8 protein-coding genes are annotated in these 12407 nt (G+C 70.9%); 4 read left to right on the top strand and 4 right to left on the bottom strand.

From position 1 onward, the window contains the following. Positions 1-225 precede the first annotated feature (225 nt). Positions 226-2787, top strand: coding sequence for an FxSxx-COOH system tetratricopeptide repeat protein (gene fxsT / locus ACYVDG_RS05695; RefSeq protein WP_460747264.1), 2562 nt, complete (start codon positions 226-228; stop codon positions 2785-2787). Between the two features lie 62 nt (positions 2788-2849). Here fxsT and ACYVDG_RS05690 read toward each other — a convergent pair whose 3' ends face one another. Next, on the bottom strand, positions 2850-4157 hold the full coding sequence (locus tag ACYVDG_RS05690; protein WP_460747263.1) for an HEXXH motif domain-containing protein: 1308 nt from the start codon (positions 4155-4157) through the stop codon (positions 2850-2852). Then, on the bottom strand, positions 4158-5327 hold the full coding sequence (locus tag ACYVDG_RS05685; RefSeq protein ID WP_460747286.1) for an FxsB family cyclophane-forming radical SAM/SPASM peptide maturase: 1170 nt from the start codon (positions 5325-5327) through the stop codon (positions 4158-4160). Positions 5328-6061: 734 nt separating this feature from the next. Here ACYVDG_RS05685 and ACYVDG_RS05680 point away from each other — a divergent pair. Beyond that, a complete protein-coding gene (locus ACYVDG_RS05680) occupies positions 6062-7360 on the top strand; it encodes a hypothetical protein (RefSeq protein WP_460747262.1) in 1299 nt (432 codons plus the stop codon). Positions 7361-7386: 26 nt separating this feature from the next. On the opposite strand, the gene ACYVDG_RS05675 is transcribed toward ACYVDG_RS05680, so the two are convergent. Further along, positions 7387-8796 (bottom strand): amidase, encoded by a 1410-nt coding sequence (locus ACYVDG_RS05675; protein ID WP_460747261.1) that lies wholly within the window; start codon positions 8794-8796, stop codon positions 7387-7389. Positions 8797-8798: 2 nt separating this feature from the next. Beyond that, positions 8799-9284 carry a GNAT family N-acetyltransferase gene (locus ACYVDG_RS05670; RefSeq protein WP_460747260.1) on the bottom strand — a complete coding sequence of 162 codons (486 nt, stop codon included), beginning with the start codon at positions 9282-9284 and terminating at the stop codon, positions 8799-8801. A gap of 609 nt (positions 9285-9893) precedes the next feature. Between ACYVDG_RS05670 and ACYVDG_RS05665 the strand changes: the two genes are divergently transcribed. Beyond that, positions 9894-10841 (top strand): RRXRR domain-containing protein, encoded by a 948-nt coding sequence (locus ACYVDG_RS05665; protein WP_460747259.1) that lies wholly within the window; start codon positions 9894-9896, stop codon positions 10839-10841. Between the two features lie 29 nt (positions 10842-10870). Beyond that, positions 10871-12397, top strand: a complete 1527-nt coding sequence (locus ACYVDG_RS05660; protein WP_460747258.1) for a hypothetical protein — start codon at positions 10871-10873, stop codon at positions 12395-12397. Positions 12398-12407 lie beyond the last annotated feature (10 nt).

Here is a 12407-nt window from a genome sequence, read left to right as displayed (position 1 = left end):
CCCTTTGACAGCCATGCATGAAAGGACGGTGCGTACCGTCCTTTCAGCTTTCCGAGTTGTCCTAGGAAGTTCTTACCACGGACCTGTTGCTCCCTAACCTCATCGCCTACGCTGATTCCATATCGAACCCCCACGGACAACATCCGCCGCCACAACACAACACCCGGTATTTCTGTTGACCGGAAAAGGGACCGATGGGGCCAATGTGAAACCGGAGGACACCGCGTGACCGCTCCCAAAGGGAACTTCCCCAACCAGGGCAAGAACCGATTCCCGGAGGTGTGGGGAAGGGTCCCACCGCGCCACAAGAACTTCACCGGACGCAGCGACCAGATCAACAGCCTCCGCGCCAGTCTGCTCAACCAGATCACGGCCGTGGTCCCCCAGGCCCCATCTGACCCCGTCGTCCCCCGCACCCTGCAGGGTTACGGCGGTGTGGGCAAGACCCTGATGGCCGTGGAGTACGCCCACCGCTTCCGGGGCGAGTACGACCTGGTCTGGTGGGTCATGGCCGACCAGCCGGGCCTGGTGCGCTCGTCACTTGCGCACCTGGCGCCGCACCTGAACCTGCCCGGCCCGGCGGTGACCGGCGTGGAGGACGCAGCGAACGGAGTACTCGAAGCGCTGCGCAGGGGTGAGCCGTACGAGCGCTGGCTGATCATCTTCGACAACGCCGACGAACCCGAGGAGCTCTCCGACGTCATCCCCCAGGGCCCGGGGCACGTCCTGATCACCACGCGCAACCACCGGTGGGAGGGCGTGGCCGAGAAGGTTCCGGTCAACGTGTTCACCGAGCAGGAGAGCGTGGAGTTCTTCAAGAAGCGCATCCCCCGAGGCATCACCACCGCGGAGGCCGCGGAACTTTCCGAGGCCCTCGGCCACCTACCCTTGGCGCTGGAACAGGCCGGGGCCCTCCAAGCCGAGACGGGGATGTCCGCCGAGGAGTACCTGCGCTTGCTGGCGGAGCGCACGGGCCCCCTGCTGCGCGAGGGCAAGCCACCGGAGTACCCCAAGCCGATGACGGCTGCCTGGCAGCTGTCCGTGGCCAAACTCCAGGAGAACCTGCCCGAGGGCATGGAGCTGCTGCGCAGCTGCGCCTTCTTCGGCCCGGAACCGATCCCCCGCGACCTGTTCTTCCCGGTTGAGGGCGGCAGGGTGCGGCCGGAGATGTCGGACCTGATGTCCGACCCCATCCGCCTGAGCAAGGCCATCGGCCAACTCGGCCGGTACGCGCTGGTCCGCCTCGACCAGTCCAGCCGCACCATCCAGATGCACCGGTTGATCCAGGCCCTGCTACGCGAAGAACTGGACGACGCCGAGCAGGAGGTGATCCGGAACGAGGTGTGGTCCCTGCTCAGCGCGGCGGCGCCGAAGACCTTCACAGACGAGCCCGCTCAGACGCGGTACCACGAGCTCCTCTCCCACGTGGGCCCGGCGAGGGTCGCCGAGTCCGACCTACCCGAGGTCCGCCGGTTCGCGCTCAACATGCTGAGCTTCCTCTACGTGTCCGGCAACTTCGAGACCGCCAGTTGGCACGCCCGGAACTTCATCCAGATGTGGACCGAGGACTCCGGCGACGAGGACGCCTATGTTCTCGAGGCCCAAGCCAAGTACGCCAACCGGCTCCGCGACCTGGGGCGCTACGTCGAGGCGCACGACCTCAACCGGTCGATCCTGCCCAAGATGCGCTCCCAACTGGGTGAGTCCCACGCGGAGACCCTGGGTGTCCTCTCCGGCCTGGGCGCGGACTACCGGGCCAGAGGCGACTTCTGGCAGGCCCGCGAGCACGACGAGGAAGTTCTGCGCCAACACCAGGAGGCCTTCGGCCCCAACGACCCCGCCACTCTGCGCGCGCTGAACAACCTCGCCCTCGACCACGCGCTCACCAGCGACTTCGTCGGAGCCCAGAGCAAGCACGAGCGCGCCTACATGCTGTTCAAGCGCACCGCTCCGGCCGGCGGTTCGCCAGCGCTGTTGAACTTCTGGTCAGGGCTGGCCCAGGTGGTACGCCTGTCCGGCGACTTCACCGAAGCCTGCGACCTGGGCGAGGACGCGCTCTCCTACGGTCGGGACCAGCTCGGGGTGGAGGACCCGCGCACCCTGCGCACCCAGATCGACCTGGCGATCGCCCGGCGCCTGTCCGGAGAGCTCGAGGAAGCCCTCCAACTCGGTCAGGACGCCCACTCCCGCTACCTGCGCCTGCACAGCATCAACCATCCGAGCACCCTCGCGGCGGCGATGTGCCTGGCCAACCTGTGGCGGATGACCGGCGAACTGGCCGGTGCCCTGGAACTGGCCGAAGACACCGACATGCGCTACGCCCAGGCCTATGGCGCCGACCACCCCTACAAGCACGGGTGCACGAGCAACGTGGCCTTGCTGTACCGCCTGATGGGCGACCCGGCACGCTCGCGTTCGATGAACGAGTCGGCGCTCACCGCCTTGGAGGCCCGGCTCGGCCGCAACCACCACTACACGCTGGCGGCCGCCACCAACCTGGCCAGCGACCTGGCGGCGCTCGGCGAAACGAAGAACGCAGCCCGGCTGGGCCGCGGCACTCTGCGCCGCTACCGGGCCCTGCTGGGTGAGGAGCACCCGAGCACCCTGGCCTGCGCCACCAACCTGGTGCTGGACCTCAGAGGGGAGTTGGAGACGGAGGAGGCCGACGAACTGGCCGACCAGACCTTCACCGGTTATGTGCGCACCCTCGGACGCGAGCACGACTTCACCAACGCGATGGGCGAGGGCCGGCGGCTGGTGGCCGACTTCGACCCGCCCCTGCTCTGACCATACGTGCGGGGTGGGTGAGGGCTTACCTCCGGCTGCCCCGTGCGTGTGGCCCGATCCGCTCAGGCGTTGCGTTGGCGCCATCGGGCCAGGTGGTCGCGGGCTGCCGCCTGGGCCGCCTTCTCAGCCTCTGGGGGGACCGGCTCGGCCAGCCAGGAACGCAGGGTCTGGTCCGTGATGGACAGGAACCTCTTGCCCTCGGTGGTGAGCCTTCCGGAATCGGCCAGGGCACGTGAGGCGTCGGCGGTGGAGCGGCGCCAGTGGGCGAACTCCACGTGGGCCTGCCGTGCATCCTCACCCGAAACGGTGTGCCGGTGCCTGCGCCAGAACCCCGCCACCCCCAGGTGCGCGTACACCCCCTGCAGCAGCCCGGCGGCGGGCCGGGGGTCGGGGCGCCAAGGCGCATAGTAGCGGCTGCCGTCCTCTGGCAGGGTGAGGTCCACCAGGTCGAGCAGCGCCGTGAGCTTGGCGTGCTGGACCTCGTGGGCGAAGGTGAGCGCCAGCAGTACCGGCCCTGGAGGGGTGGACAGCCCGAGGTTTCCGAAGGCGTGTTGTGCGGTGGCGCTGGTGTGGGTGCGCCCGCCCGGGGCGGCGATGGGGGTGAGGGTCACGACGATGTCGACGGTCTCCCGCGCGACCGTCCAGTGGTCCCGCACCAGCGTCCGCCACGCACCGTGCAGGGCTCGGCGCCACCGCGCGAGCTCCTGCGGTCCGAGCCGGTGGGCCACCAGTTCCGCGCCGGGCATGCGGTCGGGGTCCTGGTCGTCCAAGAGGAGCGCGATCCGTCTTTCCCGGTATTCGGCGGACAGGCGGCGCAAGGCGTGCCAACCGGGCCCGTCTTCGTGGGGGTCCTCGGGGACCTGCACCCGCGGACCACGCTCCGCCCGTACCGTGGCCCGGCCGCCCTCGGTTTCGAACAGGGCGGGGCCGGCCTCGGCCCCGACCAGGGCCCGGCCCAGCGAAGGCAGGGGTGCGGTGGGCCCGTAGAGCGGCACCTCGATCCGCGCGGCGGTCCCGCTCCGCAGCGCGGCCGCGGCGGCGAGCGAAGCCATCGGGGCCACTCTGGGTTCCTCGGGCCGGTGCCCGGCCAGAGCCAGGGCGGTCCGGCGGGCCCACACGCCCACGGTGGGGTGGCGCAGCACCGCCGACACCCGTTGCGGGTCGTGCTCCTGCGCTCGGGACAGCAGGGCGTAGGCGCTCCGTGCCCGGTCGGCCTCGGGGTGGTCCGCGCTCTCGGCCGCCTCCACGACCTGGCGCAGCAGCAGGAGGTGCTTGCCGTACTGTGCTGAGCGCAGGAGGGCGGTGGCCTCGGCCCCGCCACCGCCCCGTGCCAGCGCGTCGAACTCCTCGTCCGGGACCGGCCCTGGCATTCAGCGCCCTTCTCTGAGCTGGGCCACGTCCGCGGCCACGGTGTCATGAATGTGCGTGATGAGGTGGAACAGGTCCGAGCAGAACACGGACGGGTTGAGGAAGCCGGTCCCCTCGCGGTAGCGGTGGGGGTAGAGGCCCCCGCCGCAGACACGGGAGAGCGGGCACTCGGTACAGGTGGGGCTGAGCGCACGGGAACCGATCTGGCGTGCGGCGACCGAGGGCAGGTACAGGGCATCGTCGAAAGGGTGGTTGAAGGTGTGCAGGGGTGTGCTCGCCGCCCCCTCGAAGGCGGACTTGAGGGTGTCGACCTGCTCGATGGAGCCGTCGGTCTCGACCACCACCAGGGCGGCCGGGGACAGGCCGACGGTCTCGGTGCGCGAGGGGCTGCCCAGGACGAGGCGGACGATCTCGTTGAACATGCGGATGTTGGTCTCCCGCTCCGCGGTCCGGTACCAGCGGTCGAACACGGACACGAGCCAGGCCCCGTAGCGCGGTTCGGTCGGCGACCACCCGGGCGGCGGCTCGTCCCAGTTGCCGTGTGGGAGGAGGAAGTCGACGCTGGGCGGCTCGTACTCCAGGAGGTGCTCGTAGGTGGTGACCGGGTCCGACTCCAGGTCCACTGTGGCGAGCAGCCCGGACATCAGGTGGGGGTGTCTGGCGTTGAGCCGTTCGATCCCCGCACGGACCTCGGCGTGGGTACCGCGCCCGTTGGCCCTGACCCGGTGCCGGTCGTGGTCGGCCTCGGCCCCGTCGATGCTCACCCCGACCCGGATCCCGAGCTCCTCGAACAGGTCGAGGAAATGGGAGTCGATCAGGACACCGTTGGTCTGGACGGTGAGGGCGGCGTGCACATCGGGTTCGCAAGCCTTGCGCAGGGATTGGACGGTGTGTCGGAGGTGGTCGAGTCCGACCAGGAGGGGTTCGCCGCCATGGAGCACCACCGATACGCGTTCGCGGCCGTGGGCGCGGGCGTGCTCGGCGATGCGTTCGGCCACCCGGTCTACCGTCGGCCGGGACATCCGCCGCGGCTGCGCGCGCCAGCTCTGGTCGGCCATCTCGTACATGTAGCAGTAGTCGCAGGCCAGGTTGCAGCGGCTGTGGATCTTGAGGATGAACTCCCGAAAGGGAGTGGGCCGCCAGCCGCGTCCGAGCAGCCCGTCGACATCCATGCCTCCGGGCCATTCCCTGGGTCTTTCCGCTTCGGTGCTCCTTGCCACGTCGGTGGCCTCCTGGGACGAGGGGCGAGCGAAATTCTGTCAATTATCGCATTTACCCACGTATCTACTCTCCTGGCGTATTCACAAACCTCACCCGCGGCTAGTCCACCAGCGCGCGAACGCAGCGGCGACCTGACCCGGGAACCCGCACACCTCCGCTGCGGACGACAGATTCCGCCCCTGGCGCCCCTTCCCGGCCCACGGCCCCCAAACGTCACGCCCCACCAGAGAATGGCCGATTCCGGCCAGTAGAACAATGGTTGGCCATTACGCTCTTGAGGTAGTTGCCGTCCGACCAGAGCTCCGGGTGTTCACGATTTCGTCACCTTTCCCGATCTTTTCCACCCCGCTTCACCGCACCCCCAAAGACCTCAGGGAAAAACGGTCGCATTCCTACCCCGCCCGTATGGCCGGATCCCCCTTCCGGCACCGACCGTTCCCAGAAGGCATCCTTGCCGTGATCGCCGCAGTCGGATGCGCCGGCTGCTCAACCGCCTCGAACCACACGATGGGCATGAGCGGGCGGGGTGAGTTCCGACCAGGGCTTCGCCATGGCCAAGTGAGCACCCTCCACAGAAGGCGCTGAGGCGGCCCTGAGCTGGCGGGTTTCGCTGTTTTCCCGTGCGAGGGCACCCGACGGGGTTATTCTGATGCCGTTTGCACCATCTAACGTTCGGTAACTCGCCATGACTGAGCGCATCGCACCGGCCATTTCCGCCTGCCTCGCCTGGGCGGAGGACGCAGAGCCCCCGCCCGAGCTGGAGGTGGCCGACCTCGCCCTCCTCCTCAGCACCCACCTCGACTCCGGGGCCCCCGAACCCGGCGACTGGACCGTCGACGACGTGCGGGAGGTCGCCGCGCTCCTCCGCGGCCGGACGGAGCTGCCGGGGAGCCTCCGAGAGTCCTGGCTCTCCTGGTGCGACCACCTCGTCGCCACCGGTCGGCTGATCTCCGCCGAGAGCCCGCGCCGCCTGCGCGCCGCCATCGAGGAAGTGGACCTGGCCCCGGGCGATATCACCGGCCCCGCACCCGAACCCCTGGCCGAGGTGGCCGCACCTCTCCTGGACCGGCTGGGTTACGGGTCGGTGGACGAACCCGAACCTCTGCTGCCCTTCGTGCCCGCGCCCCTGGCCGAACTGGACAGCCGGGCCTGGGCCTGCACCACCCTGCGGCGAGCCGCCCGGCTCGCCGCCTGGGTGGACCCTGACCGGCTCCTGCGGGAGGGCACCGACCGCGACGATCTCTGCGAACAGGACACCGAGCAGGCGGCCGAGGACCTGGGCACCACCCCGGATGAGGTGCGCTTCCTGTTCACCGTCGCCCGATCCGCGGCCCTGCTCCGCACGACCTACCTCCACGTGCTGCCGGGCCCGGCCGCGCTCGCCGCGGTCGAGGAGCGGCCCGGCGCGATCGCCGACGCCTGGGCGGACTCTCTGACCACCATGGCGGCCCTGTCCAGCCCGGCGCCGTTCCTACTGCTCACCGAACTGTTCCTGGCAGGCCGGGCACACACACCGTTCGAGCTGATCCGCACCTGCGGCCCTGGGGCGGTCCCCGATGGGGAGGCGCCGGAGCAGCACGTCCGTCAGGTGCTGAAAGTCCTGGCCGACCTCGACGCGGTGGAAGAGGTCGGCGACGAACGGTACCGGATCACCGGCCTGGGCGATCACTGCGCCGCCCGCCACCTGCGCGTGTCCGGGGTCGACGTGCCGGAGGCCCCGCCGGTGTCCGGATTGGACGCGCGGCCGTTCCTGCGCCTGTTGGAGGAGGCCCGGCCCGTGGACGTGGAGGCCCTGCTGGACCGGTGGCTGGCCGGGCAGGCCCCACGGTGCGCTGCCCGCGCCCTGGTCGACGCGGGCCTGGTCCCGGCCAACAGCGACACGGAGGCTTTCGTCCGCGCGGTGGCCGAGCGCCCCTGGGCGGACGTCGTCCTCGCCCACCTCGCGGAGGGCCCGCTGAAGGGCACCGCCGAACTGGCCCGGTAGAACCTGAGGAAGAGTGCCCAGAGGCATCAGCCCACCGCGAGCGGGGGTCGGCGGTCGCTCCAGGGGACGGCCTGCTCCAGCTGGGCGGCGACGGCGAGCAGCAGGTCCTCGCGCCCGTAGGGTGCCACGATCTGCACGCCGATGGGCAGTCCTTCACGGCTCTGGGCCAGGGGCAGGCTGACCGCCGGGTGGCCCGACACGTTGAACGGGGCGGTGAACGGACCGTGGGCGTAGATGCTCCGCAGCCAGGAGCGCACCGTGTGGTTGCTTCCGTGGTCCAGAGTGCCGTGCGGGGCTGGCAGAGCCGCCAGGGTGGGGGTGACCAACAGGTCGTGTTCCTGGAAGAAGCGGCCCACCGGGCTGGTGACCCGGTGCTGGGCCTGGAGACAGGCGACCACGTCCATGGCGCCGTATCCCCGCGATTCGGTCAGGATGCGCGCCGGAACGGCCTCCATCAGTGCCGGATCGGGCGGTCGGGCCCCGGTGAACAGCGCGGCTGTGGTGCTCACCGCGGCGAGCACCGACGCCTCCACCACGTCCTCGGACTCGAACGCCGGCGCGTCCTCCGCCACCACGTGCCCGATCCATTCCAGCACCCGGCCAACGTCGCGTGTGGCCTCGGCGACCTGCGGGTCCACCCGGGTCTGGGCCCATGGCCGGGTGGTCACCGCGATCCGCAGCCGCCCGGGGTCGCCGCGCGCGGCATCGGCGTAAGTGCCCCGGACCGGAGGCGCCAGGTGTTTCTCCCCGATCGGCGGAGCGCCCACCAGGTCGAGCAGCAGGGCGGCGTCCCGCACCGTCCGGGTCAGACCGAACTCGCACACGAGCCCGAAGGCGGCCTCTCCTACTAAGGGCCCGCAGGGGACGCGGCCCCGACTGGGTTTGAGCCCGACCACACCGCAGGACGAAGCCGGTACCCGGATCGACCCCCCGCCGTCGTTGCCGTGGGCGAAGGGCACCGCGCCCGCAGCCACCAGTGCCGCCGAACCCCCGCTGGACCCGCCGACCCCGCGCCCGGTGTCCCACGGATTGCGCGTGACCCCGTGCGCCAGGGATTCGGTGGCGAAACTCAGCCCCAGCTCGGGCGCGGTGCTCTGGCCGAGGGCCGTCAACCCGGCTCTCCGGAAGCGGGCCATCACCTCCTGGTCGGCGGCGGCCACGGCCCCGTGCAGGGACCGACTACCGAGGGTGAAGGGCACGCCCCGGGCCACCGGTCCGCTGTCCTTGAGCACGAAGGGCACCCCGGACAGAGGGCCATCGGGGTCATAGGCGAGGCCGGGTTCGAAGAGGGGCCGGGTGAGTGCGTTGAGGTCGGCGTCCGCTGAGGCCAGGCATTCCCTGGCGGCCGATTCGACCTCGGCCGGGCTCACCTGTCCCGCGCGCAGCGCCGCGGCCAGCCCGGTGGCGTCCAGGCCCGCGTACTCGTGAGCATTCAACGTCAGTCCTTGAGCACGCGCTCATAGGCCAGGAGGTCGACCCCGGGCACCGGGTTCCAGTCGCGTTCGGGCAGGCGGACGAACCCGTGCGCCTCGTACAGGCGCTGGGCTCCGGTCATCACCGTCTGTGTGCACAGCACCAGACGGGACGCTCCCTCTTCCTCGGCCCGTTCGGCCACGGCGCGCACCAGAGCAGCCCCGATCCCCCGCCGCTGGACCGTGGGGTCCACGGCGAAGGCGCGCACCTCCACCTCGTCCGGGCCGCGGGCGATCTCGCTGTGCGGTCCCCAGGGCACGAACACCACCGTGCCGACCACACGCTGGTCCTCCACGGCCACCAGTACCTCGTCGCGGCCGCTCCAGCCCAAGTCCCGCAGGGTGTCGGCGTACACGGGGCTCGCGTCCAGCAGCCCCTGAGCGTTGTAGGCCTGGACCCGGAGCTCACCGATGGTCTGCCGCTCGGAGGGCAGCGCGGTACGAATCATCATGGACGTATCTAAACAGCCCCGGGGACCGCCCGCACCGGGTTTCCGGCCCGCACCGAGTCCTCAGTCTGGCCCCGGTGCTCCGGGTCGGGCCGGGTCCCCTCGGCCCTTGTCCGAGCACGGGTTGTCCACAGGCGCTCAGCGCAAACGCGCGCGATCCCCGATGATGGTGGTGCAGCCGCGCCATCACCGACTCGGAGGCAGGCGCGGACCCCACGGGAGAACTGCGAGGGTGCGTAAAGGGATCCCGGTCCCCAAGGACCGGGCTTTCAACCCCCGTGGTTGAGGCCGCCTTTACCAGACCCAGCCATCACCCTAGAGGAGGTGACCTCGATGGCTACGTTCCGCACAGGACAGCCGACCCACCAAGCCGTGCTTCCCCAGCAGCCCGCCCGTCGCCCTGCACCACCCTCAACGGACGCCTCCGGCGCAGCCCTTTTCCTTCTGGAATCCGTGCCAGCAGACACCCCCCGGATCGGGAACGAAACGGGGCACGGACACCACCACGCGGTGGTACCCGGTGCCGAACATGGTCGAGGGGAGACCACCGGCACCCCACCCGGTACCGGTGGCGCCACCCCCAACCCCCAGGTTGGGGAACAGCACCGTGAGGTGCCCACCACCCACCCGTCCGTGTTCGTCCTCGACAAACACCACGTCCCCCTCCAACCGTGCCCTCCCGCCCGGGCCCGCAAGCTCCTAGCCAAGAAGCGGGCGGTGGTGCACCGCCACACCCCCTTCACCATCCGCCTCACAGACCGCACGCGCGCCGACTCCGAAGTCGACGGCGTCGAACTCGGCATCGACCCGGGCTCTCAGCACACCGGTATCGCCGTGTTCACCGCCCAGGCCGGTGAGCGCCGGGGCCGCTACAGCCTCCAGCCCGACCACCGCGGTGCCCAGATCTCAAAGAAGATAGGCCAGCGCTCCGCCTACCGGCGGCGGCGACGTGGCGCGAACCTGCGCTACCGCACGCCCCGGTTCGCCAACCGCACCCGCCCTACAGGATGGCTGGCCCGGGTGCTGGCCCGCTCCCAGGCTCCGCTGCGGGATGCGGCCGCGGCGCAGTCCACCCGGTGGGCGCTCTGGCGCGCCCTGGACCAGCGCCTGCCCACCCGCGTGGGCTCGGGTGGGCGCACCAAATTCAACCGCACCCGCAACCGGCTCCCCAAGTCCCACACCCTGGACGCCCTGGCCGTGGGCAAGGTCGAGACCATCACCCACACCGTGGACACAGTGCTGGTGGCCGGGTGCGCCGGGCGCGGCTCCTACGTCCGCACCCGAACCGACAAACACGGCTTCCCCCGACTGCGACTGCCCCGGGTCAAGCGCTTCTTCTCCTTCGCCACCGGTGACCTGGTCCGCGCAGTAGTCCCCAAGGGCAAAAAGAAGGGCACGCACACCGGCCGGGTCGCCGTGCGCGCCACGGGCAGGTTCAACATCACCACCACCCAAGGCACCGTCCAGGGCATCAACCACCGGCACATGCGGCTGCTCCAACGAGCCGACGGCTACGCCTACACCACACGGAAGGAGCAGGGCGTTTCCTCCCGGCCCTGAAGGACCGGGTTTCCACGCCCAACAAACCGATGACCGCTTCCGTCGCCGATGCCGTCCGTTCCTGCCTCGACTGGGCCCGAAGCTCCAACCCGCCCCGCTCGGTCGATCCCCGATTCCTCACCAGACTCCTCACCGTCCACGGCAGCGTGCGCTCCGACCCCGGTGACTGGGACGTCGACGACGTCACCCGGGTCACGCTCACCCTGTCCGCCTCGGGACCGGTGCCCGAAGACTTCCGCCAGACCTGGCTGACCTGGTGCGACCACCTCGTGAACCGGGGACTGCTCGGTCCTGCGGAGAGCCCGCGCAGACTGCGGGCCGCCGTGGAGTCCGCGGCGCTCCTCCCCCGACAGCAACTGAGCGCGCTGGGCCCGGAAGGGGTCGGCAGCCCTTGGTGGGACGAGCTCTGGGAGCCAGAGGAGCTGCCGCGCGTCCACCTGCCACCGGCCGTACAATCGGCTCCCGACGCACGGTCCTGCCCACGCCTGGAACAGGCGCTGCGCCTCGCCAGCTGGGTGGGCGGGGGCCTCCCCCTGGCTGACGACACCGAACACGAGACCCTCACCGGGGGCGCCCGAGTGGAGGCCGCCGCACACCTGGGGCTGCCCGCCGAGCGGATCCCGCTGCTGTTCGAGACCGCGCTGCGTGCCGGGTTCCTGCGCGCCACCTATACCGAGGCCCGCCCCGGCCCCGCCGCTCAGATCTGGGAAGACGACGCGCGCATCGTGCGTTCCTGGGCCGAGGCCCTGCCCGCCATGGTGTCCCCGCACGGCACCCTGGGCCTGCGGGTCCTCGGTGAACTCTTCACCTCCGGCGGTGTGTGGACCGTTCCTGAACTGACGGAGGCGCTCGCCCCCTGGTCCGACGCGGCCGAGGCGGGCCGGACGGCGGCGACGGTGGAGACCCTGGTCCGCTTGGGTGCGGTCGAGGCCGCCCCGGGGGCGGGGGTGCGCATCACCGCCCTGGGCGACCACGCCATGGCCCACCGCTGGTGGCGGTGGGGGATCACGCTGCCGGGTTACCCGCCCACCTCCGACATGTCCGCGCGGGAACTGCTCTTCCACCTCTGGGAGGGCCGCCCGGTCGACACCGCCCGGCTGGGTCGCCGGTGGATGGCCGAACGGGGCGTGCGGACCGCGGCCCGCGAACTCCTGGAGGTGTGCGCCGAGCTCGGTGCCTGGCGCCAGCGCGTGGATGTGTTCCGGCTCTTCCGTGGTCTGGAGCCCGAGCTGGGTGCGGTGCTCGACGGTTACCGCGACCACCCCGTCCTGGGCGGCTGGGTCGCCCACGCACGTCAGGTACCGGGCCGGGTCCGTCTCGAACAGTTGGTGGTGGTCCTGCTCGACACCTACGCCCTGCGCATCGAGGCAGGCAGTCCCCTGCCCGCGGACGCCCCGCTGTGGCGGGACCCGGAAGCGGTCACGGCGATGATGTGGCGCTCGGGGCACCCGGCGACCGACAGCGTGCTCGGCGCGATCGCCTTGGGTGCGCTGGGTCCGTATCCGGCACGCGCGGCCCGCCGGGCCCGCTTCACCACGTCTGGCACCCACCGCTGACCTTCGGGCT

The sequence above is a fragment of the Nocardiopsis oceani genome, from assembly GCF_054777395.1.
This window is presented reverse-complemented; position numbering and strand designations above follow the sequence as displayed.